This window comes from Cellulomonas soli, assembly GCF_013409305.1.
Lineage (GTDB): Bacteria > Actinomycetota > Actinomycetes > Actinomycetales > Cellulomonadaceae > Cellulomonas > Cellulomonas soli.
In genome coordinates this window covers 3,439,352-3,461,679 of the sequence record NZ_JACBZJ010000001.1, presented here as the reverse complement: position 1 = coordinate 3,461,679, position 22,328 = coordinate 3,439,352, and the positions used below count along the sequence as shown (strand labels likewise).

Here is a 22,328-nt window from a genome sequence, read left to right as displayed (position 1 = left end):
CGGAGCCGGTGCCGACCCCTCGTGAGGTCGGCACCGGCTCCTGGTGTCTCAGCGCCGTTCGGCGACCTCCACCGCACCCTGCCCGTCGTGCACCGCACCCTGCCCGTCGTGCACCGCACCCTGCCGGTCGTCAGCCGCGGCCGGGGCCACGGGCGAGGTCCGCACGCTGAGCAGCGGCAGGAGCAGGTGCACGAGCGGTCCGATCGCCACCGCGAAGGCCAGGGTGCCCAGGCCGACGGTGCCCCCGAGGAGCCAACCCGCCGCGACGACCACCACCTCGATCGACGTGCGCACCAGTCGCACCGAGCGGCCCGTGCGTGCGACCAGGCCGGTCATCAGCCCGTCGCGCGGGCCGGGCCCGAGCCGGGCCCCGATGTACAGGCCGGTCGCCACCGCGTTCAGCGCGATCCCTGCGACGACCAGGGCGATCCGGGCGACCAGCGGCAGCGGGTCCGGCAGCCGGTCGAGCAGAGCCAGCGCGGGGTCGACGAGCACCCCGATGACCAGGACGTTGGCGATCGTGCCGATGCCCGGGCGCTGGCGCAGGGGGATCCAGCCGGCCAGGACGAGCGCGCTCAGGACGAGCGTCACCGTCCCGAACGAGTAGCCGGTGCGCCGCGAGATCCCCTGGGAGAGCACGTCCCAGGGCATGCTGCCCAGCCCGGCGTGCACGAGCATCGCGATGGACAGGGAGAAGAGCACGAGCCCGACGAGCAGCTGGGCACCACGTCGGACCGGCGCCCGGTCGGGGGCGGCAGGCAGGTCGGGCGTCGTCGGTCCGGTGCGGGCGGTGGCCGCGGTGGGCGGTGTCGATGGGCTCACACCGAGCATCCTGACCAACGATGGCCTTGGAATCCATGGCCACTTGCGCGAGAGTGGCCCGCATGACGCCGAACGACGTCCCCACCGACCGCCGCATGGGCAGCCACCGCCTCCACCAGGTGCTCGGCTCCTGGCAGCGCACCGGTGCCACGTACACCGCGCTCGCCGACGGTCTGCGCGCCGCCGTGCAGTCCGGGGCCGTCCCGCTGAGCAGCAGGCTGCCCAGCGAACGCGAGCTCGCCGCGACCCTCGGCCTGTCCCGGACGACCACCACGGCGGCCTACGACGTGCTGCGCGAGGAGGGGTTCCTGATCAGCCGACGCGGTTCGGGCACCGTCACCACCCTGCCACCCGGTGCGGTCGACAAGATCACCACGCACACGGTGCTCACCGGACCGGCCGACCTGGTCGACCTCTCGGCCGCCGCACCCTCCGCACCACCCGAGCTGCACGGCGCCTACCTCGCCGCGCTCGACATGCTCCCCGCCCACCTGAGCGGCAACGGCTACTCCCCCGTCGGCCTGCCGGTGCTGCGCCAGGCGATCGCCGACTGGTACACCGCACGCGGCACGCCCACGGGCCCGGACCAGGTCCTCGTCACGCACGGTGCCCAGCAGGCCATCCACCTGCTCGTCGAGTCGTACGCCGGACCAGGCGACCGCGTCGTCGTGGAGCAGCCCACCTACCCGCACGCCATCGACGCGGTCCGCGCCGCCGGCGCCCGACCAGTGCCGGTGCCCGCCGGGCCCGACGGCCTGGACGTCGACCTGTTCGAGTCCACGCTCCGACAGGTCGCGCCCCGGCTCGCGTACCTCATACCCGACCACCGCAACCCGACGGGCACGAGCCTGTCGTCGGAGGACCGCGCCCGGGTCCGTGCGGCCGCACGGCGGCACCGGACCGTCGTCGTCGGCGACGAGGCCCTCACCGAGCTCACGCTCGACGGGCCCGCACCCTCGTCCTTCCCCGGCGACGGCGAGGCGGCGGGTTTCGTGGTCGCGATCGGCTCGGCGTCGAAGTCCTTCTGGGGTGGCCTGCGCATCGGCTGGGTCCGCGCGCATCCCGACGTCGTCGCCCGGCTGGCGGCCCGCCGTCGGCACGTCGACGTGGGCACCGCGCTGCTCGAGCAGCTCGTGACCGCCCATCTGCTGACGCACCGGGAGCCGCTCCTGGAGCGACGGCGCGCCGAGCTGCGCGAACGGCGTGACCTCCTCGTGGACCTGCTGGCGGACCGGTTGCCCGACTGGCGCACGTCGGCGCCGCCCGGAGGGCTCGCGCTGTGGGTCGACCTCGGCCTGCCCGTCTCCTCGGCGCTGGCGGCGCTCGCGGGTCACCACGGCGTGCGCCTGGCTCCCGGACCGGCGTTCGGCGTCGACACCAGCCTCGAGCGGTACCTGCGGATCCCGTTCAGCGAGACGCCCGATGCGCTGCGCCGGGGCGTCGACGGGCTGAGCGCCGCATGGGCGGGTCTCGGCGGCACGGCCCCTGCCCGCGGCGGCTACGAGGGCACACCCGCCTACGTCTGACGCGTCCCGTCCTCGCACGGACGGCGCACGCTGCGGCTCAGATGCCGGGGATGGGCACGGTCGGTGCGGCCTGGACGCCCTCGTGCACGAGTCGCGCCAGCTGGACGCCCTGGCCGGCGAGCGTGCGCCACTGCTCGCCGAGCCACTGCTCCGCGTCGAACTGCGTGGTGAACACCGGGCTGACCGGCCGACCGAGCACCCGCCCGGACCCGTCCTCCAGACGCCACTCCCACTGCGGTCGCAGGACCATCACGCCACCCCCGTCGCGGACGTCCGACCGGCGTCGGACGCGAGGCCGCGCGCGATCCGCGAGGCCCAGAACGGCCCCTGGTAGATGAACGCGGTGTACCCCTGCACCAGCGTCGCACCGACGGCCAGGTACTCGCGCGCGTCGGAAGGCGTCGTGATGCCGCCGACGCCGATGATCACCGGCTCCGGCCCGAGCCGGCCGCGCAGCCGGGCGACCACATCGAGGCCACGGGACAGCAGCGGCGGGCCCGACACACCGCCCGGTCCCAGGTCGTGCGCGATGGTCGTGTTGACAGCGACCACACCCTCGAGCCCGAGCTCCAGGGCCAGGTCGGCGACCGCGTCCACGTCCTCGTCCGACAGGTCCGGGGCGATCTTGACCAGGAGCGGGACCCGCGGTCGCCCGGCGCGGTCGGTGGCCTCGTCGGCCGCCGCCCGGGTGGCCTCGAGGATCGGGCGCAGGCTCGAGACCGCCTGCAGGTCGCGCAGGCCCGGCGTGTTCGGGGAGGACACGTTCACGACCAGGTAGTCGGCGTACGGTGCGAGCCGCCCGGCGCTGGTCGCGTAGTCGGCGGGGGCGTCCTCCGGAGCGGTCACCTTCGTCTTGCCGATGTTCACCCCGACGACCGCCGCACGCCCTGCACGGGTGGCCCGCAGACGCTGCAGGCGTTCCGCCGCGACGGCCGACCCGGCGTTGTTGAACCCCATCCGGTTGCGCAGAGCACGCTGCTCGACCATCCGCCACATCCGCGGCGCCTCGTTGCCGGGCTGCCCGTGCGCCGTGATCGTGCCGATCTCGACGTAGCCGAAGCCGAGCATCGTCAGTCCGGTCACGCACCGGGCGTCCTTGTCGAACCCCGCCGCCACGCCCAACCGGGAAGGGAACCGACGACCCCACAGCTCGACGGCACCGGCCGCCGGCGTCGGGAAGAACAGGTGCACGAGTGCACGCAGCCCGGGCACGGCAGCGACCGCACGGATCAGGTCGAAGGCGAGCTCGTGCGCCTTCTCGGGAGGCAGACGGCGCAGGACGAGGTCGAACAGGAGCCGGTACACGGCCCCAAACTAGCGGTTGGGCGCAGGCGACCCGTCGGCCGTCCGTCCTGTGCGCCACAGCCACCAGACGCCGAGGAACGGCAGCACGAGCGGCACGTAGCCGTAGCCCTGACCGAAGGCCGACCAGACCGTCTCGTCCGGGAAGTCGCCCGCGTCCAGCAGGGACAGCGCGCCGACCGCCAGCACTCCCACGAGCTCGGTGCCGACGGCCGCCCACGCCAGCCGGCGCCGGTCGGTCGCCAGCGCGAACGTCGCCAGCACGTACACGAGCCCGGCGAACGCCGAGAGCAGGTAGGCGACCGGGGCGTCGTCGAACTTGGTGGCCACCTGATAGCCGGCGCGCGCGCAGGCCGCGAGCGCGAACACGCCGTAGACGGCGACGAGCGCCCGCCCGGGTCCGGTCCCGGTGCTGCGATGCGTGCCCGCGGCCGTGGGCAGGTCGCTCGCACCGTCGGCGGGTCGAGGGGCCTCGGTGCTCACACGGTCCCCCAGATCTGCAGCAGCCGGTACTCCAGGAAGGCGACCGTCACCGCGGCGACCGCCAGGACCACCGAGCTCCAGCGGGTGCGTTCGGCGAAGGCCCACGCGGCGGCGACCGGCAGCAGGAGCAGCTGGGTCAGCACGTAGCCCCACAGCTCGCCGGCCGCGACCGGGCCGAACCCCTGGACGGTCCGCACGAGGAGCACGACGGCCTGCACCAGCAGCAGGCCGACGACGACGGCACCGCCCCACAGCTGACGCAGCACGACCGCACGGTCGCGGACGACGAACCGCAGGGCCCAGGCGGCCAGGGCCAGGCCTGCCGCCACGACGAGCAGCGCGAGAGGCACGGTCACGGTCGCCCAGGCTACCCGCGCCTAGGATCGAGCCGTGACCGTGACGCTGACCTCGCAGAACCCCACCCGCCTGACCACCGACGCCCTCGTCGTGGCCGTCGCCCAGCAGGACGGTGCCCCCGTCGTCCTCGGTGCCGACTGGCTACCCGCGGCGCTGTGCGCCGACCTGACCCGGGACGCGCGCACGCTCGCCGTGACCGGCGCGGTCGACGAGGTCCGACGCATCCCCGCCGCGGGCCTGTCCGCCCGCGTCCTCGTGCTCACGGGCGTCGGCCCGCACACGGCACCGTCGGCCGAGACCCTGCGCCGCGCCGCCGGTGCTGCCACGCGCGAGCTGGGCGGGACTGCCTCGGTCGCCCTCGCGCTGCCTGCCGACGACCTCGAGCAGGTGACCGCCGTCGCTGAAGGCGCACTGCTCGGCGCGTACGCCTACACCCGGTACCGCGAGGCGGACGCCGCGACGTCCGCCCCCGTCGCGGCGCTGACGGTCGTCACCGCCCTGGCCAAGGACAAGGCCGCGACGGCTGCCGTCGCGCGGGCCGAGGTCGTCGTGGCCGCCGTGCACGCCACGAGGGACCTGGTCAACACGGCGCCGAACGACCTGTACCCGGCGGCGTTCGCCGACATCGCCCGCACCGTCGTCAAGGACGCCGGGGTCCGCGGGCTCAAGGTCACCGTGCTCGACGAGAAGGCACTCGTGGCCGGCGGGTACGGCGGCATCGTCGGCGTCGGGCAGGGCTCGGTGCGCCCGCCCCGCCTGGTCAAGGTCGCCTACACCCCGACGCGCCCGCGCGCGAAGGTCGCCCTGGTGGGCAAGGGCATCACCTTCGACTCCGGCGGCATCTCCATCAAGCCGGCGGCCGGCATGGAGGCCATGAAGTCCGACATGGCCGGCGCGGCCGCCGTGCTCCACACCGTGGTCGCCGCCGCGCGGCTCGGTCTGCCCGTCGCGGTGACCGGGTGGCTGTGCCTGGCCGAGAACATGCCGTCGGGCAGCGCCCAGCGTCCCTCGGACGTGGTGACGATCCGCGGCGGGAAGACCGTCGAGGTCCTCAACACCGACGCCGAGGGCCGGCTCGTGATGGCCGACGGGCTCGTGGCCGCGACCGAGGAGAAGCCCGACGTGGTCCTCGACATCGCGACGCTGACCGGTGCGCAGATGGTCGCGCTCGGCTACCGCGTCTCGGCCGTGATGGGCTCGGACGACGTGCGTGCCGAGGTCGTGGCGGCCGCCGAGACGAGCGGGGAGCAGTTCTGGCCGATGCCGCTGCCCGGCGAGCTGCGCGCGGGTCTGAAGTCGAAGGTCGCCGACCTGGCCAACATCGGCGACCGGTTCGGCGGCATGCTGACGGCGGGCGTGTTCCTGCAGGAGTTCGTCGGCACGACGCCGTGGGCGCACCTGGACATCGCCGGCCCGTCCTTCAACGAGAAGGCGCCGCACGGGTACACCCCGGCCGGTGGCACCGGCGTCGGCGTGCGCACGTTGCTCGGGCTGATCGAGGCCCGCGCGGCGCGCTGAGCGCGCACGACCTGAGCACGCGGGGCCCGGCGTCAGACGACGTCGGGCTCCGCGCCTCGGCGCTGCCGGGAGTTCCAGGCGCGCACGCGCGGCGGGTAGCCGGTGCGTTGCACGTCGTAGACGGGGATCCCCATGCCACGGGCGATCTCGTGCGCGGCCTTCTCGTCGGGCACCCGTCGGCGGGTCCACTCCCCGTCGGTCGCCACGAGCATGACGGTCGTCGCCGTGACGTTCGTGCGCGGCTCGACGTAGGCCTCGACGCCGACACGGGTGTCGACGAAGTCGCGAAGGTGGGCGAGCGTGGCCTCACGCGCCGCCTTGTCGGTCGGCGCGTCGGTGGCGGCCGGACGCCGCCTGCGGGAGAACAGACCCATCCGGTGAGCCTAGCCACACCCGGGCGCCCCGGACCGCACTTCCTGGCCCCGTGGGACCAGTTCTGGGTGATCCCGTCACGCTGCTAGCACACCCGACGAGCTCAGACATGGGACGACTGTTCCGAGCGTCACACCGAAACGTGCCCGCTCCGGTTCGATCGGGCCACACCAGGGTGACAAGATGGGCGACGACCTCGAACCACACATCTGCGTGAGGAGTGTGCACGTGGCCGAGACCAACGGCACCGCTTTCGACATCGTCGTCCTGGGCGGAGGCAGCGGCGGCTACGCGGCCGCTCTCCGTGCGGCACAGCTCGGCAAGACCGTCGCCCTCATCGAGGCCGACAAGGTCGGAGGGACCTGCCTGCACCAGGGCTGCATCCCGACCAAGGCCCTGCTGCATGCCGCCGAGCTGGCCGACAACGCCCGCGAGGGCGCCCACTACGGCGTGCACACCACGCTCGACCACGTCGACATCAACGGCGTGAACGAGTACAAGGCCTCCGTGATCGGCCGGCTCTACAAGGGCCTGCAGGGCCTGATCAAGTCGCGCAAGATCACCGTGATCGAGGGCTACGGCCGCCTCGTCGCCCCGGACGCCGTCGAGGTGAACGGCCAGCGCATCACGGGCCAGCACATCGTGCTCGGCACCGGCTCCTACGCGCGCTCGCTGCCCGGCCTGGAGATCGGCGGGCGCATCGTCACCTCCGACCAGGCCCTCCAGCTCGACTGGATCCCGAAGTCGGTCGTCGTCCTCGGTGGCGGTGTCATCGGCTCCGAGTTCGCCTCCGTGTGGAAGTCCTTCGGTGCGGACGTCACCATCGTCGAGGCGCTGCCCCACCTGGTCGCCAACGAGGACGAGGCACTGTCCAAGGCGTTCGAGCGCGCGTTCCGCAAGCGCGGCATCAACTTCAGCCTGGGCGTCCGGTTCGCCGGCGCGACCCAGGACGAGAACGGCGTGCACGTCACCCTCGAGGACGGCAAGACGTTCGACGCCGACCTCCTGCTCGTCGCCGTGGGCCGTGGCCCGCGCACGGCCGACCTCGGGTACGAGGAGCAGGGCCTGACCCTCGACCGTGGGTTCGTCATCACGAACGAGCGGCTGCACACCGGCGTGGGCGACATCTACGCGGTCGGCGACATCGTCCCCGGCCTGCAGCTCGCGCACCGCGGCTTCGCGCAGGGCATCTTCGTCGCCGAGGAGATCGCGGGCCTGAACCCGCAGGCGATCGTCGAGTCCGGCATCCCGCGCGTCACCTACTCCGAGCCCGAGGTCGCCTCCGTCGGCCTCACCGAGGCCAAGGCGCGCGAGACGTACGGCACCGACGGCGTCGAGACGCTCGAGTACAACCTGGGCGGCAACGGCAAGAGCCAGATCCTCGGCACCACGGGCTTCGTCAAGCTCGTGCGCCAGAAGGACGGCCCGGTCGTCGGCATCCACATGATCGGCGCGCGCGTCGGCGAGCTCATCGGCGAGGGCCAGCTCATCGTGAACTGGGAGGCCTACCCCGAGGACGTCGCCGGTCTGGTGCACGCCCACCCCACGCAGAACGAGGCTCTCGGCGAGGCGCACCTGGCGCTGGCCGGCAAGCCGCTGCACGCCCACAACTGACCTGAAGGATCGAAGGAGACACGAGCGGTCATGTCCGACAACGTGCAGCTTCCCGCGCTCGGTGAGTCCGTCACCGAGGGCACCGTCACCCGCTGGCTGAAGAACGTGGGCGACACCGTCGCGGTCGACGAGCCCTTGCTCGAGATCTCGACCGACAAGGTCGACACGGAGATCCCCTCGCCGTTCGCCGGCGTCCTCGAGCAGATCCTCGTCCAGGAGGACGAGACGGCCGAGGTCGGTGCCGTCCTGGGCGTCATCGGGTCCGGGCAGGGTGCGTCCACCTCCGCCGAGGCGCCGGTGGCGCAGGCCCCCGAGGCCGAGGCTCCCGCCACGCCCGTCGCCGAGGCACCTGCCGCTCCCCCGGCAGAGCCTGCACAGTCGGCGGAGCCCGCGCAGCCGGCTGAGCCGGCACAGTCCGGCGATGTCGCGGGTGCGCCCGTGACGCTTCCGGCCCTGGGCGAGTCGGTCACCGAGGGCACCGTCACCCGGTGGCTGAAGGCCGTCGGCGACGAGGTCGCCGTGGACGAGCCGCTCCTGGAGATCTCGACCGACAAGGTCGACACCGAGATCCCCTCGCCGTTCGCCGGCACCCTGCTGCAGATCGTCGTGGGCGAGGACGAGACCGTCGAGGTCGGCGCCGTGCTTGCGCTCATCGGCTCGGGCGCACCGGTTCCGGCCGCGGCACCGATCGCCGCAGCACCGGTTGCTGCAGCACCGGCCGCGCCCGCTCCGGCACCCGTCGCGGCGGCTCCTGCTGTTGCGGCTCCCGCGGCTGTTCCCGCCCCGGCTGCAGCCCCGGCACCGGTGGCCGCCGCGCCGGCAGCGCCCCCGGTCGCCGCAGGCGGCTACCTCACCCCGCTCGTCCGCAAGCTCGCGGCCGACAAGGGCGTGGACGCCGGCACCCTGGTCGGGACCGGTGTGGGTGGTCGGATCCGCAAGGAGGACGTCCTCGAGGCCGCAGCCAGGGCGGAGGCCGCCAAGGCCGTTCCTGCCCCGGTGGAGACCCCCGCGGCTCCGGCAGCCAAGGCCGCGAACGTGCCGGCCGTGTCCCCGCTGCGCGGCACGACCGAGAAGGCGAGCCGCCTGCGTCAGATCATCGCCGAGCGCATGGTCGAGGCCCTGCACACGCAGGCGCAGCTGACCACCGTCGTCGAGGTCGACGTGACCAAGGTGGCGCGCCTGCGGGCCCGTGCGAAGAACGACTTCAAGGCACGCGAGGGCGTCAACCTCACGTTCCTGCCGTTCTTCGTCCTCGCCGCGATCGAGGCGCTCAAGGCGTACCCGAAGATCAACGGCGTGCTCGAGGGCAACCAGATCACGTACCACGGGCACGAGAACGTCGGCATCGCGGTCGACACCGAGCGCGGTCTGCTCGTGCCGGTCATCCGTGACGCGGGCGACCTGAACCTGGCCGGCCTGTCCCGCAAGATCGTCGACCTCGCCGGTCGTACGCGGGGGAACAAGGTCACCCCGGACGAGCTGTCCGGCGCGACGTTCACGGTCACCAACACCGGTTCGGGCGGGGCGCTCATCGACACCCCGATCGTGCCCGGCGGCACCTCGGCGATCCTGGGCACGGGCGCCATCGTCAAGCGGCCCGTGGTGGCCACCGACGCGGACGGCGCCGAGGTCATCGCGATCCGCTCGATGTGCTACCTGTCGCTGTCCTACGACCACCGCCTGGTCGACGGCGCCGACGCCTCGCGGTACCTGTCCGCGATCAAGCAGCGCATCGAGGACGGCGCGTTCGAGTCCGAGGTCGGCCTCTGACCGCACGTCCTGGTCCACGCGAGCCCGGGTCCCACGGACCCGGGCTCGCGTGCGTCGTGCCGGCCACGCGCCGCACGTAGGCTTCCCGGTATGCAGATCGTCGTCGCGGGTTCGCACGGCTTCATCGGCAGCGCGCTCGTGCCCCACCTGCGTGCCGCCGGGCACGAGGTGCGGCGGCTGGTCCGGTCAGCACCCCGCGCCGCCGACGAGATCGCCTGGGACCCGAGCGTCGGCGTCCTCGACGCACGTGCGCTGTCCGGCACGGACGCCGTCATCAACCTGGCCGGCGTGAACGTGGGCGAACGTCGGCTCACGGACGCCCGCAAGCGCGAGGTCCTCTCCTCGAGGCTCGACACGACCGGTCTCCTCGCGCGGACCCTGGCCGAGGGCGCCGGTCCGCACGTGCTGCTCCAGGCCTCGGGGATCGGCGCCTACGGCGACCGTGGCGAGGAGCTCCTCGACGAGCACGCCGCGCTGGGCTCCACCTACTTCGCCGGGGTCGTGCGCGACTGGGAGGCCGCGACAGCGCCCGCCGAGGCCGCCGGGGTGCGGGTGGCGCACCTGCGCACCTCGGTCGTGCTCGATGCGCACGGCGGGGCACTGGCGCGGCTCCTGCCCCTCGTGCGCTGGGGGGTCGGGGGACGACTCGGTTCCGGTCGGCAGTTCTGGAGCTGGATCACGCTGCACGACCAGATCCGCGCGATCGAGCACCTGCTGACGGCTCCCGTGCACGGCCCGGTGAACATGGTCGCCGAGGCGACCCGCAACGCCGACCTGGTGGCCGCCCTCGCCGCAGCGGTGCACCGCCCCGCGATCGTGCCGGTCCCGTCCTGGGCGCTGCGCACGGTGCTGGGCGACTTCTCCTCGGAGATCCTCGGTTCCGTCCGCGCGGTGCCGGCCGCGCTCCGGGCGAGCGGGTTCCGTGCCGACCACGCCGACATCGCGACCGCAGCCGCCTGGGTCGTGGGCGAGCACCCGCACCACGGTCGCTGACCGGACCCCACCCCGTCACGGCGCCGCCTCGACGTCCCAGACCCGCCACCCGGCGTCCGTGCTGCGCAGCACGAGCACCACCGTGCTCGCCTGCGTCGCCGGGACCTGCGAGCGCCCGTCGGCCCCTTCGCGCACATGGGCCCGGGCGGAGGACGTGACCGCCACCCGGGCGTCGCCGTTCTCCGCCGCGTCGAGCTCCTCGGTGGCCAGCACGTCGACGCCGTAGCCCTCGAGCGTGACGTCGGCGAGCGAAGCCATGAGCGCCTGGTCCGCGACGTGCGCCGGGCCGTCGGGCACCTCCAGGTCGGTCAGTGCGGCCACGTCACCGTCGGCGAGCACCTCGGCGCGCCGTACCGTCAGGTCTTCCGCGGTCTGCGCGAGCGAGCCCGGCGTGGCCGCGTCGGTCGTCGCAGCGGGTGACGTCGCCTCGCTTCCCGCCGGCAGGTCCCTGCGCTCCTCCGTCCACGGCAGGCGCGAGGAGGTCAGGGCCGCTGCGCCGAGCGCGACGAGCAGCAGGACGACCACCGACGCGCCGACCACAGCGAGCACGCGGCTGCGACCCCAGCGACCCCGTCGACCCGAGCGGGTCCGCTCCTTGCCCTGCTTGCCCTGCACGCGCAGGTCGGCTGCCGTGCGGCGCGCATGAGCGCGGACGTCCTGGTGCACCGACTCCCACGCCGTCTCTTCACCGGGAGGCACGTCACCCGCGAGCAGGTCGCCGGCAAGGGCAGTGTCGGCGAGGGCGGTGTCGGACGACCACGCCGCGACGCCGGAACCGGCCAGCACCGCGTCGTCCGGCAGCCGCAGCGGCTCAGGAGGCACGACACGCAGGCAGGTCACGGCCACCGCAGCCGCGGGGACCGGCTCGCTCACGAGCTCCACGAGCGCCTCCCGCAGCGTGCCCGCAGGGTCACCGGCTGCTCGGTGGGCGTCCTCGTCCGGCATCTGCGCGAGCAGCGTGGCAACCAGGTGAGCCACGTCGCCCGCGGCTGTGCCGGACCCCAGCAGGCTGTCGCGCAGGTCCACCAGCACCGGCCGGCCGTCGGGGCGGATCACGACCGAGCTCCCCGACACCGCGCCGTGCGCGGTCCCCGCCGCGTGCAGGGCCTCGAGGGCGCCGGCCAACGGGATCGCCACGCCTGCGGCCTCGGCGTCGGTCAGCGGTGCGCGAGAGGCCCGCAGCATGCGCAGCGAGGGCCCGTCGACGTGCTCGACCACGAGGGCGAGCCGGCCCGGTGCGATCTCGAGGACGTCGTGGACGACGGGCAGGTGGTCGTGGTGGATCGCCCGGAGCGCGTCGGCCCGTGCAGCCAGGGCGTCGTCGACGACCGCAGGCACGACGTGCAGCTCGACCGGGGATCCGGGGCCGTCGATCGGCTCGCCCAGCCACGCCGTCCCCTCGGCGCCGACGGGCGCGAGCACGCGCAGCCCCAGGTACTGCATGGCGCGAGCGACGTCGTCGGGAGGGGGAAGGTCAGGCACCCCCTCATCGAAGCCGGTGCGGCCCGAGCCCGTGCGGCGCTGTCCACAGCCCCGCACGGTGGACGCGCCCTACGGCGTCAGTGCAGCGGGACGACCTGACCCTGCTGGGCGGACTGCAGCGCCGCGTCGAGCACACGTGCGGTGCGCACGGCGTCGGCCGGGTCGACCGGCGGGGGCCCGCCGTCGACGATCCACCGCACCACGGCCCGGTAGAGGTCGACGTGGCCGCCGTGTGCGCGGGGCACCGGGTGCCGTTCGGACCCACGGACGATCCAGCCCTCGTGCTCGGGCTCGCCCGGACGACGGCCTTCCTCGTAGGCGTCGTCGAGCACCGAGAACGGCGTCGGCTCGCCCTCGAAGCTCGTCACGAGGTACGCGCCGCGGTCCCCCAGCACGCGCGTGCGCGGACCCGGCGCCCCCACGAGCGCGCCGGCCTGCAGGTGGCTGACGACGCCGGGGCGCCCACCCTGGGCGTGGTGGGTGAGCGCGAGGAAGACGTCGTCGACCGCGGCGGTGGTGCGTGAGGCGAGCTCGGCGTACACGGACACGACCGGGCCGAACAGCTGGACGGAGGAGTCGACGAGGTGGGCGCCGAGGTCGAGCAGCAGTCCGCCGGACCGCGGGTCGTTCTCCTTCCAGCGGTCCTGCGGGACGGGCCGGAACCTCTCCCAGCGTCGCTCGAACCGGTGCACGTTCCCCAGCTCGCCCGAGGCGAGCACGGCCTGCAGGGTCAGCTGCTCGTGGTCCCACCGTCGGTTCTGGAAGACGGTCAGCCGCCCCCCGGCGTGCAGTGCCGCGTCGACGAGGGCCTGCCCTTCGGCGGCGCTCGTCGCGAGTGGCTTGTCGACGAGCACGTGCAGGCCGGCGTCGAGGGCCGCGCGGACGTGGGCCGCGTGCTCGCCGGTCGGGCTGGCGACCACGACGAGGTCGAGCACGCTGGCGTGCGCGAGGAGCGAGTGCACGTCGGGGAGCACGTTCGCGTGCGGCCAGTCGTGGTGCACCTCGGCCGCGCGCGAGCGGGTGACGACGTGCGTCACCCGCTGGTGCGCCTCCCGCAGCAGACGCGAGTGGATCCCCCGGCCCGCTCCCCCGTACCCGATGATCCCGACGCGCAACGAGTCCATGCCGCCACCCTACGGCTGCACGGGCGCCGACTCCTGACGAGCGTCCTCGGCGCGTTCGCCCACGTCGGCGCGCCCGCCGGGGACCCCGGGGCGCGACAGGCGCCCGGGCCACCAGGTCCGCGAGTCGAGCTGGTGCACGACGGCCGGCACCAGGAGGCTGCGGACCACGAGCGTGTCCAGGAGGACGCCGAACGCGACGATGAACGCCAGCTGGGCGAGGAACAGCAGCGGGATCACGCCGAGCGCGGCGAACGTGGCGGCGAGCACGACACCGGCGGACGTGATGACCCCGCCGGTGACGGCGAGCCCGCGGACGACCCCGTCACGGGTCCCGGATCGCAGCGACTCCTCGCGCACCCGTGTCATGAGGAAGATCGAGTAGTCGACACCCAGCGCGACCAGGAACACGAACGCGTACAGGGGGACGGACGGGTCGGCCCCGGGGAAGCCGAGCACGTGGTTGAACACGACGGCCGCGACGCCGAGCGAGGCGGCGAACGAGAGGACGTTCGCCGCGAGCAGCACGACCGCCGAGACGACCGAGCGCAGCAGCAGCATGAGGATCAGCACGATGACGAGCAGCACGGCCGGGACGATCGTGCGCAGGTCGCTCGCGCTGGCCGCGTTGGTGTCGAGCGTCTGCGCGGCCGCACCGCCGACGAGCGCGTCCGGCGAGACGGCGTGCACGGCCTCCCGCAGGGCCTCCACGGTGGCGACGGCCTCGCGGGAGTCGGAGGGCGCGCTGGTGGCGACGTCGACGCGCACGTTGCCGTCGACCACGACCGGCTCCTCGCCGGCTCCCGAGCCGGGTGCTCCGGTGGCCGCTCCCGTGTAGGGCGTGACCGTGGCGACCCCGGGGACGTCGGTGGCGGCAGCCACGACGGCGTCGAGGTCCTCGGCCGGGGCGATCACGTTCGCGGGCTGCACGGCGCCGGCCGGGAAGTGGTCGGCCACGACCTGCTCACCGGCGACCGAGTCGACGTCGGTGAGGAAGACGTCGCTCTGGCTGGTGCCGTCGGCCTGCAGCGTGGGCAGGAACGCGGCACCGAGCGCGAGGGCGAGGGTGGTGACGATCCAGACCGGTCGGGCGTGCGCGCCGACCCACCGGGCGAGACGGACCCAGGCTCCGTGCTCGCGGACGAGGGCGTCGGCGCCGGGCGCGTCGGTCTCCACAGCAGCGACGTCAGCCCTGATGCCCGCCGTGACGTCCGCACGCTCGGGGCGCGGGGTCCGCGGCCAGAACCAGAAGCGTGCGCGCCGCCCGCCGACGAGCAGGAGGGCGGGCAGGAACGTGAGCACGGCGAGGAACGCCGAGGCGATGCCGATCGCGGCGACCGGTCCGAGGTCGCGGTTGGAGGCGAGGTCGGACAGCAGGAGGCACAGCAGTCCGGCGATCACGGTCCCGGCGCTCGCGGCGATGGGTTCGAACGAGGCACGCAGGGCCCGGCGCATCGCGGTCCACGGCTGCTCGACGTGCCGCAGCTCCTCGCGGTAGCGGGCCACGAGCAGCAGCGCGTAGTCGACGGATGCGCCGACCACGAGGATCGACAGGATGCCCTGGGACTGCCCGTTGAGCACGATGACGTCGGCGTCGGCCAGCGAGTAGATGACCCACCCGGCGAGGCAGAGGGCGAAGACGGCGGTGACGATCACCGCGAGCGGCAGCAGCGGCGAGCGGTAGACGAGCACGAGGATGACGAGCACGGCGCCGAGCGCGACGAGCAGCAGGACGCCGTCGATGCCGCCGAACGCGGTGACGAGGTCGGCGACGAACCCGGCCGGGCCCGTGACCCAGGCGTGCAGCCCGATCTCCCCTGCGCTCGTCGCGGTGGCGCCGAGCTGCTCGTCGAGCTGGGCGCGCACCTCGGTGACGAACGCGGTGCTGACCCGTCCGTCCTCGCCGAGCTGCTGGTCGGCTGCCACGGCGTCCAGGGAGAGCACGACGAGGATCGCCTCGCCGTCCTGCGACGGCGCGACGACCGGGTCGGCGACCAGGTACTGACCCCAGGTCCCGGTGACGCCTGCGTCCTGAGGCAACGGCAGGTCGCCCAGGCCTGCGGCGAAGTCCTGCACCGCAGCGATCTGCTCCGGCGTGACGGCGCCGCCGGCGGCGGGCTCGAGCACGATCAGTGCCGGGAGCGTCTCGGTCTCGACGAACTCGGCGGACAGCGCCGCGGCCTGCGTCGACTCGGCGGTCGTGGGTAGGAAGGCCGCCGCGTCGTTCGTCTGGACCTGGGAGAGTTTCCCCTGCGCCATGCCGCCGACCGACCCGATGCCCAGCCACACCCCGAGTGCGACGACGACGGCGAGAGCGCGCAGCACGGCACCCGATGAATTCCTCAGCATGCTGAGTATCATGGGTGCCGATCACGACGAGCACAAGCCCGAAGGGTGCAGCGATGATCGACCCGACCGCGGAGGACCCCGGACAGGGAGCCGGGTACGGGCCCCCTGGCAGGCCGCGCGACGCCGGGTCCGACGACCCCCGCGACTGGCCGGTCGGCCGCCTGCTGTCCGCCGCGGCACGCCGTGTCGAACGCGAGTGGAACACGCACCTGTCCGCCTGGGACCTCAACCACGCCAGCCTGCCCGTGCTCGTGCACCTCATGGGCGGACCTCGCTCGCAGCGCGAGCTCGCGCACCTGTGCGGCGTGACCGAGCAGACGACCAGCCGCGTGCTCGACCGGATGCAGCGCACCGGCTACGTCACGCGCACCGAGCACCCGCAGGACCGCCGCCGTCACGTCATCGCGCTGACCGACGCCGGGCGCGGCGCCTTCCTCCAGGCCTCCGCCCCACGCGCGGCCGAGGCGATGGTGACCCGCGGGCTCACGCCCGAGCAGGTGGCCCAGCTGCACGACCTGCTGGTCCTCGTCGCCCGGCCCGAACGGTCTGAACGGTCCGACGAGGCCGCCGAGAGCACGGCGCCCGACGCCGACGGGGGCCGGTTAGCCTGAGCCCCATGCGTGTCGACGAGCTCCACCTGGGCGAGCGGCTGCTGCCCTACGTGCCGACCTGGGAGAGGCAGCGCGCCGTCCACGCCGCGGTCGTGGCGGGCGAGCAGGAGGACACCCTGCTGCTCGTCGAGCACGAGGACGTGTACACCGCCGGGCGGCGGACGGCCACGTGGGACCGTCCGGTCGACGGCACGCCCGTGGTCGACGTCGACCGTGGCGGGCGCATCACCTGGCACGGCCCCGGGCAGCTCGTCGGGTACCCGATCGTGCGGCTGGCCTCACCGGTCGACGTCGTCCGGTACGTGCGCGCGCTCGAGGAGGCGCTGATCCGCACGTGCGCGGAACTCGGGCTCGAGGCGGTCCGCGTCGAGGGTCGCAGCGGCGTGTGGTTCCCCGCCGACCCGGCCGGCACGCCCGACGCACGGCCCGAGCGCAAGGTCGCCGCCATCGGGGTCCGCGTCGCCAAGGGCGTGACCATGCACGGCTTCGCGCTCACCTGCTGCTCCGACCTGTCGGCGTTCGACCGGATCGTGCCGTGCGGCATCGCCGATGCGGGCGTGACCTCGCTGAGCGCCGAGCGCGGAACGCACGTGAGCGTGCTGGAGGTCGTGCCGCTCGTGCGCCGGCACCTGCAGGACACGCTCGCACCGCTGCTCGCGGCGAACGCGGGCCTCAGCGCCGCGGCTGCTGGTGCGGGCGTACCGCCGCGAGCTCCCTGACGATCGTCGCAGCCCACGCCCGCACGTCGTCGAGGTCGCGGTAGTCGCCCGGCTCGGCGCGGGTGAGTGCCACGAGCGCCCGTTCGCTCAGGTTGAGGTCCGTGCGGTCGAGCCGCCCCGCGAACGCCCGCGGGTCGGCCGAACCCGTGCGCGAGGCCACGGTCGTGACGTCGTCCGGCACGGTCGCCGGTACCGGCGGGTCGCCGATCGGCCCCGACCAGAACAGCCACGACGGCCGCTGCCGGATCTGTCCGGCCTGACGGTCCACGAGGTCGCGCAGCGAGGCCGCCAACCTGCCCACGTACACGGCCGAGCCGAGCACGATCGCGTCGTACTCGCGCACGGCGTCGACGTCGTCCGGTGCCGTCTCGTCGACCACATGGCCGGCGTCCCGCAGCACCTGGGCGATCTCGGCACCGATCTCCTGCGTCGCCCCGTGCCGCGAGGCGACCGTGACCAGTACGCGCACGGCCCCCACCCCTTCCGCGCTCGGCGGCGTCGAGCCCTGGTTCGGTGGTCCGTCCTCGGTGACGTCCCTGGCCGTGCCGCAACGATCACCCCAGACTCACGCAAAGCCCGTGCAAACGGCAGGGACCGAGGTCCCGGTGGTGTGACGGGCGCCTCGCCCACGGACCGTTCCGCGACCGGGAGCCGGCGACGCGACGCGGTTACCCTGACCCGGTGACCATCGCACCCGACGGCCGACGCATGCTGCGGATCGAGGCCCGGAACGCCGAGACGCCCATCGAGAAGAAGCCCGAGTGGATCCGCACCCGGGCCACGATGGGACCCGAGTACTCCGAGCTCAAGGGCCTCGTGAAGCGCGAGGGCCTGCACACGGTGTGCGAGGAGGCCGGCTGCCCCAACATCTTCGAGTGCTGGGAGGACCGCGAGGCCACGTTCCTCATCGGCGGAGACCAGTGCACGCGCCGCTGCGACTTCTGCCAGATCGACACCGGCAAGCCCGCCGACCTGGACCGCGACGAACCGCGCCGGGTGGCATCGTCCGTGCAGGCCATGGGCCTGAAGTACGCGACCGTGACCGGGGTGGCACGCGACGACCTGCCCGACGGCGGCGCGTGGCTGTACGCCGAGACCGTCCGCCAGATCCACGCGGTCAACCCCGCGACCGGGGTCGAGCTGCTCATCCCCGACTTCAACGCCGTCCCCGAGCTGCTCGACGAGGTCAACGACTCGCGGCCCGAGGTGCTCGCGCACAACCTCGAGACCGTGCCGCGCATCTTCAAGCAGATCCGCCCGGGCTTCCGCTACGACCGGTCGCTGTCGGTGATCACCCGCGCCCACGAGGCCGGCCTCGTCACCAAGTCCAACCTGATCCTCGGCATGGGCGAGACGACCGAGGAGGTCGTGGAGGCCCTCGCCGACCTGCACGGTGCGGGCTGCGACATCATCACGATCACCCAGTACCTGCGCCCCTCGGTGCGCCACCACCCGGTGGCCCGCTGGGTTCGGCCCGAGGAGTTCGTGGAGCTGTCCGCGCAGGCCGAGCGCCTCGGGTTCCTCGGCGTCATGTCCGGTCCGCTCGTGCGCTCCTCGTACCGTGCCGGGCGGCTGTGGGGCCAGGCCATGCGGCGGTACGACCGGCCGATCCCGGAGGCGCTCGCCCACCTCGGCGAGCCGACCACGGCCCGCCAGGAGGCGTCGAGCCTGCTCGCACGCTGACACCCGAGCGGCGCCGGGCGGGCGGCGCAGCGGGCGCTCGCCCGAGGGCCAGGAGAAGGCCCGCGGCTCGGTAGACTCGCCCGCATGGCCCGTGAGAGCACGAACTCCCCCGCACCCGCGGCGAAGGTGAAGAAGGTCCGCTGGTACCACCAGGTGTGGCAGGCCTACCAGATGACCCGCAAGTACGACCCGTCGGTCACCTGGGTCGTCCTGGCCGTCTTCGTCGGGACGATCGCCCTCGGCCTGGTGATCGGGCTCCTGGTGCACGCGGTCGTGTACCTGCTGCTGCTCAGCATCCCGTTCGCCGTCCTCGGCGCGATGTTCGTGCTCGGGCGCAAGGCCGAGACCGCGGCCTACACCCAGATCGAGGGCCAGCCCGGGGCCTCGCTCGCCGCGCTGCGCACCATCCGCCGCGGCTGGAGCTTCCCCGAGGAGCCCGTCGCGGTCGACCCGCGCACCCAGGACGCGATCTTCCGGGGTCTGGGTCGTGCCGGCATCGTCCTGGTCGGCGAGGGTCCGACGCACCGCATCGCCAAGCTGCTCGAGGGCGAGCGCAAGCGGACCGCGCGCCTCCTGTCGGGCGTGCCGATCACCCTGATCCAGTCGGGCAACGACGAGGGCCAGGTGCCGCTGCGCAAGCTCCCCCGCGCGGTGCAGAAGCTGCGCCCGACGCTGACCAAGCAGGAGGTCGCCGAGATCGACAAGCGTCTGCGGGCGCTCGGCGGCGTGAAGATGCCGCTGCCCAAGGGTGTCGACCCGATGCGCGCCCGCCCGGACCGCAAGGGCATGCGCGGCCGCTGAGGCGAGCGCGCGTCGGACACCTCCCGGGTCCGGGCGGCGTCCGTCCTCGTCAGCGCCGGACGATCGCCGTCCCTGCGGCCCGGTCGTGCAGCCCGCGACCGTCCGCGTCCCACACGACCGCGGGGACCACGAGGCACAGCAGCACCGTGCGCACGAGCGCCGGGATCAGACCCGGTGCCCCCGCGTCCGCCGGCGCGTCGACCGGGGTCGGACCCGTGCGCGGCGCGAGCAGCCGGCGCACGCGCAGACCGGCCACCCGGTGCCCGAGGGTGTGGCCCAGCGTGGCGACGAGCACGACGTTCTCGACCGCGAAGACCCCGAGCGTGGCCATGGGGTCGCCGTCGAACAGGGCCGCGGACACGGCCAGGCTGGCGACCCAGTCGATGCCGAGACCGACCACGCGGCGACCGAGGCGCGCGAGCGATCCGGGACCCTCGGCGGGCAGGCCCAGCCGTCGCCCTCGAACCGGCGCACCCGCGCCCCCACCGGGCCCGCCTTCGAGCCAGGAGCCGACACCCTCACGTTCTGCCACCAGCCCAGCCTAGGCTGGGCCCGTCGGGCACCCGGCTCGACAGGTCGATCGAGCGTTACACACGGCCCCATGTCGTAACACGGTCGAAACAATGGGTACACCGCAGGGAAACCGCCCGCTCGTAGCGTCGGGCGAGGCCCGTCCCCAAGGGCACCACCAACCGAGGAGCAGCGGATGTTCAGCAAGCCAGAGGAAGTCCTGGCGTTCATCAAGAGCGAGGACGTCAAGTTCGTCGACGTCCGCTTCTGTGACCTGCCCGGCGTCATGCAGCACTTCAACGTGCCTGCGGCGTCGATCGACGAGGCGTTCTTCACCGACGGCCAGATGTTCGACGGGTCCTCGATCCGTGGCTTCCAGGCCATCCACGAGTCGGACATGAAGCTCATCCCCGACGTCACGACGGCCTACCTCGACCCGTTCCGGGCCGAGAAGACGCTGAACATCAACTTCCACATCGTCGACCCGTACACCGACGAGCCCTACAGCCGCGACCCGCGCCAGGTCGCCGCCAAGGCCGAGGCGTACCTGCGCTCGACCGGCATCGCGGACACCGCGTTCTTCGCGCCCGAGGCCGAGTTCTACATCTTCGACGACGTGCGCTTCGAGACGAAGCAGAACGCCTCGTACTACTACATCGACTCCATCGAGGCCGCCTGGAACACGGGCCGCGTCGAGGAGGGTGGCAACCTCGGCCACAAGACGCCCTACAAGGGCGGCTACTTCCCGGTCCCCCCGGTCGACATGTTCGCCGACCTGCGCGACAAGATCTCGCTGCAGCTCGACGCCCTGGGCCTGCAGGTCGAGCGCGCCCACCACGAGGTCGGCACCGCCGGCCAGGCGGAGATCAACTACCGCTTCGACGAGCTCGCCAAGTCGGCCGACAAGGTGCAGCTCTTCAAGTACGTCGTGAAGAACGTCGCGCACGAGGCCGGCAAGACGGCGACCTTCATGCCGAAGCCGCTCTTCGGCGACAACGGCTCGGGCATGCACGTGCACCAGTCCCTCTGGAAGGACGGCAAGCCGCTGTTTTTCGACGAGAAGGGCTACGGCGGCCTGTCGGACATGGCCCGCTGGTACATCGGCGGCCTGCTCAAGCACGCCCCCGCGCTGCTGGCCTTCACGAACCCGACGGTGAACTCCTACCACCGCCTGGTCCCCGGCTTCGAGGCCCCGGTCAACCTGGTCTATTCGGCCCGTAACCGCTCCGCCTGCATCCGCATCCCGGTCACGGGGTCGAACCCGAAGGCCAAGCGCATCGAGTTCCGCGTGCCGGACCCGTCGTCGAACCCCTATCTGGCGTTCGCGGCCATGCTGATGGCCGGTCTCGACGGCATCCAGAACCGCATCGAGCCGCCGGAGCCGGTCGACAAGGACCTGTACGAGCTGCCCCCCGAGGAGCACGCCCTCATCCAGCAGGTCCCCGGCTCGCTCGCCGAGGTGCTGGACAACCTCGAGGCCGACCACGACTGGCTGACGGCCGGCAACGTGTTCACGCCCGACCTCATCTCGACGTGGATCGACTACAAGCGCTCCGCCGAGGTCGACCCGATCCGTCTGCGGCCGCACCCGCACGAGTTCGAGCTCTACTACGACGTCTGATCGGCTGCTCCCGGTCAGTGACGGTGCGAAGGGCGCTCCCTCCGGGGGGCGCCCTTCGCGCTGCTCGGGCCGGAGAGACTCAGCCGCCCGCGCGGTACGGGGTCAGGGCGGCCTCGAGAGCCGCACGCAGGGCGTCGGGTGCCGTCGACCGGACGAGGACGTGCGTGCCGTCGCGTCGCGTCAGCCCGACCACCTGCGACCCCAGGGTCGATCCGTAGGCTCCCCCGACGAGCTTCCCGTGGACCTCCCGGCCCGGTTCCGTGACCCCCCACGGGTGCAGCTCCGTCAGAGGGATCGATGCGCGTCCCACCCGGAGCTCGGAGTCGGTCAGCCGGATGTTGCCGTACCGTCCCGTGCTCCACATCGTGACCGCACCGACGCCCCCCAGGATGGCGACGATGATGCTCGCCTCGAGGACGAAGCCTGGATCGAGCACGAGCAGAGCGAGCCAGACGACGGCGCAGGCCCCCAGGAGCGTCAGCCAGGCACGGCGGCTCGGCGACCGCTCCTCGTACCGCGTCATGGCGGCCATCCTAGGGGCCGGTCGAGGCACCGCCCGGGCTCGGCGACGTCGGCTGCGCACCGAGCATCGAGACCCGAACACGCGAGCAGCTCGAGGCTCCCGCGGCGCACCGCGGTACCGTCGGCGGGCGGGTTCGACCGGGCCTGCACAA

Annotated in this window: 22 protein-coding genes; 10 read left to right on the top strand and 12 right to left on the bottom strand. The window is 73.3% G+C overall.

What is annotated here, in order from left to right; translation table 11 throughout:
* Window positions 1-48: 48 nt before the first annotated feature.
* On the bottom strand, window positions 49-831 hold the full coding sequence (gene yczE / locus BKA22_RS15785; RefSeq protein ID WP_371863649.1) for a membrane protein YczE: 783 nt from the start codon (window positions 829-831) through the stop codon (window positions 49-51).
* A gap of 53 nt (window positions 832-884) precedes the next feature.
* On the opposite strand from yczE, the gene yczR reads away from it, so the two are divergent.
* Window positions 885-2,348, top strand: coding sequence for a MocR-like transcription factor YczR (gene yczR, locus BKA22_RS15780; protein WP_146951700.1), 1,464 nt, complete (start codon window positions 885-887; stop codon window positions 2,346-2,348).
* Between the two features lie 37 nt (window positions 2,349-2,385).
* Here the strand turns inward: yczR and BKA22_RS15775 are convergent, their stop codons facing one another.
* From BKA22_RS15775 to BKA22_RS15760, 4 genes are read right to left on the bottom strand one after another with little or no spacing between them, the layout of a single operon-like run.
* Window positions 2,386-2,598, bottom strand: a complete 213-nt coding sequence (locus BKA22_RS15775) for a hypothetical protein (protein WP_146951699.1) — start codon at window positions 2,596-2,598, stop codon at window positions 2,386-2,388.
* Window positions 2,598-3,653 (bottom strand): quinone-dependent dihydroorotate dehydrogenase, encoded by a 1,056-nt coding sequence (locus BKA22_RS15770; RefSeq protein WP_146951698.1) that lies wholly within the window; start codon window positions 3,651-3,653, stop codon window positions 2,598-2,600. The genes BKA22_RS15775 and BKA22_RS15770 overlap by 1 nt, the downstream gene beginning before the upstream one ends.
* 9 nt (window positions 3,654-3,662) lie before the next feature.
* A complete protein-coding gene (locus BKA22_RS15765; protein ID WP_371863648.1) occupies window positions 3,663-4,133 on the bottom strand; it encodes a hypothetical protein in 471 nt (156 codons plus the stop codon).
* Window positions 4,130-4,489 carry a hypothetical protein gene (locus tag BKA22_RS15760; RefSeq protein ID WP_146951697.1) on the bottom strand — a complete coding sequence of 120 codons (360 nt, stop codon included), beginning with the start codon at window positions 4,487-4,489 and terminating at the stop codon, window positions 4,130-4,132. Before BKA22_RS15760 ends, BKA22_RS15765 begins: the two co-directional genes overlap by 4 nt.
* 34 nt (window positions 4,490-4,523) lie before the next feature.
* On the opposite strand from BKA22_RS15760, the gene BKA22_RS15755 reads away from it, so the two are divergent.
* Window positions 4,524-6,008 (top strand): leucyl aminopeptidase, encoded by a 1,485-nt coding sequence (locus BKA22_RS15755; protein ID WP_146951696.1) that lies wholly within the window; start codon window positions 4,524-4,526, stop codon window positions 6,006-6,008.
* Window positions 6,009-6,040: 32 nt separating this feature from the next.
* Here the strand turns inward: BKA22_RS15755 and BKA22_RS15750 are convergent, their stop codons facing one another.
* Window positions 6,041-6,382, bottom strand: coding sequence for an oxidoreductase (locus tag BKA22_RS15750; RefSeq protein WP_146951695.1), 342 nt, complete (start codon window positions 6,380-6,382; stop codon window positions 6,041-6,043).
* 226 nt (window positions 6,383-6,608) lie between these two features.
* Between BKA22_RS15750 and lpdA the strand changes: the two genes are divergently transcribed.
* From lpdA to BKA22_RS15735, 3 genes are all read left to right on the top strand, one after another.
* Window positions 6,609-7,994, top strand: coding sequence for a dihydrolipoyl dehydrogenase (gene lpdA, locus BKA22_RS15745; RefSeq protein WP_146951694.1), 1,386 nt, complete (start codon window positions 6,609-6,611; stop codon window positions 7,992-7,994).
* A 30-nt stretch (window positions 7,995-8,024) separates the two neighbouring features.
* Window positions 8,025-9,764 carry a 2-oxoglutarate dehydrogenase, E2 component, dihydrolipoamide succinyltransferase gene (gene sucB / locus BKA22_RS15740; RefSeq protein WP_146951693.1) on the top strand — a complete coding sequence of 580 codons (1,740 nt, stop codon included), beginning with the start codon at window positions 8,025-8,027 and terminating at the stop codon, window positions 9,762-9,764.
* 90 nt (window positions 9,765-9,854) lie between these two features.
* Window positions 9,855-10,757: a TIGR01777 family oxidoreductase gene (locus BKA22_RS15735; protein WP_146951692.1), complete on the top strand. Its 903-nt coding sequence runs from the start codon at window positions 9,855-9,857 to the stop codon at window positions 10,755-10,757.
* Window positions 10,758-10,772: 15 nt separating this feature from the next.
* Here BKA22_RS15735 and BKA22_RS15730 read toward each other — a convergent pair whose 3' ends face one another.
* The 3 genes from BKA22_RS15730 to BKA22_RS15720 all read right to left on the bottom strand — a co-directional run bounded on the left by BKA22_RS15730 (window position 10,773) and on the right by BKA22_RS15720 (window position 15,709).
* Window positions 10,773-12,239: a protein kinase family protein gene (locus BKA22_RS15730; protein WP_146951691.1), complete on the bottom strand. Its 1,467-nt coding sequence runs from the start codon at window positions 12,237-12,239 to the stop codon at window positions 10,773-10,775.
* A gap of 77 nt (window positions 12,240-12,316) precedes the next feature.
* On the bottom strand, window positions 12,317-13,363 hold the full coding sequence (locus BKA22_RS15725) for a Gfo/Idh/MocA family oxidoreductase (RefSeq protein WP_146951690.1): 1,047 nt from the start codon (window positions 13,361-13,363) through the stop codon (window positions 12,317-12,319).
* A 9-nt stretch (window positions 13,364-13,372) separates the two neighbouring features.
* Window positions 13,373-15,709, bottom strand: a complete 2,337-nt coding sequence (locus BKA22_RS15720) for an MMPL family transporter (RefSeq protein ID WP_223203425.1) — start codon at window positions 15,707-15,709, stop codon at window positions 13,373-13,375.
* Window positions 15,710-15,762: 53 nt separating this feature from the next.
* Here BKA22_RS15720 and BKA22_RS15715 point away from each other — a divergent pair, with 53 nt between their 5' ends.
* Together BKA22_RS15715 and lipB are read left to right on the top strand one after the other, a co-directional pair.
* Window positions 15,763-16,320 carry a MarR family winged helix-turn-helix transcriptional regulator gene (locus BKA22_RS15715; RefSeq protein ID WP_146951688.1) on the top strand — a complete coding sequence of 186 codons (558 nt, stop codon included), beginning with the start codon at window positions 15,763-15,765 and terminating at the stop codon, window positions 16,318-16,320.
* Window positions 16,321-16,325: 5 nt separating this feature from the next.
* On the top strand, window positions 16,326-17,039 hold the full coding sequence (gene lipB / locus BKA22_RS15710; protein ID WP_146951687.1) for a lipoyl(octanoyl) transferase LipB: 714 nt from the start codon (window positions 16,326-16,328) through the stop codon (window positions 17,037-17,039).
* On the opposite strand, the gene BKA22_RS15705 is transcribed toward lipB, so the two are convergent.
* Window positions 16,993-17,508: a flavodoxin domain-containing protein gene (locus BKA22_RS15705; RefSeq protein WP_146951686.1), complete on the bottom strand. Its 516-nt coding sequence runs from the start codon at window positions 17,506-17,508 to the stop codon at window positions 16,993-16,995. The two genes, lipB and BKA22_RS15705, sit on opposite strands and share 47 nt — an antisense overlap.
* A gap of 212 nt (window positions 17,509-17,720) precedes the next feature.
* On the opposite strand from BKA22_RS15705, the gene lipA reads away from it, so the two are divergent.
* Window positions 17,721-18,722, top strand: coding sequence for a lipoyl synthase (gene lipA, locus BKA22_RS15700; RefSeq protein WP_146951685.1), 1,002 nt, complete (start codon window positions 17,721-17,723; stop codon window positions 18,720-18,722).
* Window positions 18,723-18,806: 84 nt separating this feature from the next.
* Window positions 18,807-19,523: a DUF4191 domain-containing protein gene (locus BKA22_RS15695; protein WP_146951684.1), complete on the top strand. Its 717-nt coding sequence runs from the start codon at window positions 18,807-18,809 to the stop codon at window positions 19,521-19,523.
* Window positions 19,524-19,572: 49 nt separating this feature from the next.
* Here BKA22_RS15695 and BKA22_RS15690 read toward each other — a convergent pair whose 3' ends face one another.
* Window positions 19,573-20,055, bottom strand: coding sequence for an RDD family protein (locus tag BKA22_RS15690; protein ID WP_146951683.1), 483 nt, complete (start codon window positions 20,053-20,055; stop codon window positions 19,573-19,575).
* A gap of 174 nt (window positions 20,056-20,229) precedes the next feature.
* Here BKA22_RS15690 and glnA point away from each other — a divergent pair, with 174 nt between their 5' ends.
* Complete coding sequence (gene glnA, locus BKA22_RS15685) at window positions 20,230-21,654, top strand: type I glutamate--ammonia ligase (RefSeq protein WP_146951682.1); 1,425 nt, start codon at window positions 20,230-20,232, stop codon at window positions 21,652-21,654.
* Between the two features lie 79 nt (window positions 21,655-21,733).
* Here the strand turns inward: glnA and BKA22_RS15680 are convergent, their stop codons facing one another.
* Window positions 21,734-22,177, bottom strand: coding sequence for a DUF3093 family protein (locus tag BKA22_RS15680; protein WP_179561820.1), 444 nt, complete (start codon window positions 22,175-22,177; stop codon window positions 21,734-21,736).
* Window positions 22,178-22,328: the final 151 nt, after the last annotated feature.

Bases quoted from the DNA above. Each gene is read 5' to 3' on its own strand.
- yczE (WP_371863649.1), bottom strand. From the start codon at position 831: ATGCTCGGTGTGAGCCCATCGACACCGCCCACCGCGGCCACCGCCCGC.
- yczR (WP_146951700.1), top strand. From the start codon at position 885: ATGACGCCGAACGACGTCCCCACCGACCGCCGCATGGGCAGCCACCGC.
- BKA22_RS15775 (WP_146951699.1), bottom strand. From the start codon at position 2,598: ATGGTCCTGCGACCGCAGTGGGAGTGGCGTCTGGAGGACGGGTCCGGG.
- BKA22_RS15750 (WP_146951695.1), bottom strand. From the start codon at position 6,382: ATGGGTCTGTTCTCCCGCAGGCGGCGTCCGGCCGCCACCGACGCGCCG.
- sucB (WP_146951693.1), top strand. From the start codon at position 8,025: ATGTCCGACAACGTGCAGCTTCCCGCGCTCGGTGAGTCCGTCACCGAG.
- BKA22_RS15735 (WP_146951692.1), top strand. From the start codon at position 9,855: ATGCAGATCGTCGTCGCGGGTTCGCACGGCTTCATCGGCAGCGCGCTC.
- BKA22_RS15725 (WP_146951690.1), bottom strand. From the start codon at position 13,363: ATGGACTCGTTGCGCGTCGGGATCATCGGGTACGGGGGAGCGGGCCGG.
- BKA22_RS15720 (WP_223203425.1), bottom strand. From the start codon at position 15,709: ATGCTGAGGAATTCATCGGGTGCCGTGCTGCGCGCTCTCGCCGTCGTC.
- BKA22_RS15715 (WP_146951688.1), top strand. From the start codon at position 15,763: ATGATCGACCCGACCGCGGAGGACCCCGGACAGGGAGCCGGGTACGGG.
- lipB (WP_146951687.1), top strand. From the start codon at position 16,326: ATGCGTGTCGACGAGCTCCACCTGGGCGAGCGGCTGCTGCCCTACGTG.
- BKA22_RS15695 (WP_146951684.1), top strand. From the start codon at position 18,807: ATGGCCCGTGAGAGCACGAACTCCCCCGCACCCGCGGCGAAGGTGAAG.
- glnA (WP_146951682.1), top strand. From the start codon at position 20,230: ATGTTCAGCAAGCCAGAGGAAGTCCTGGCGTTCATCAAGAGCGAGGAC.
- BKA22_RS15680 (WP_179561820.1), bottom strand. From the start codon at position 22,177: ATGACGCGGTACGAGGAGCGGTCGCCGAGCCGCCGTGCCTGGCTGACG.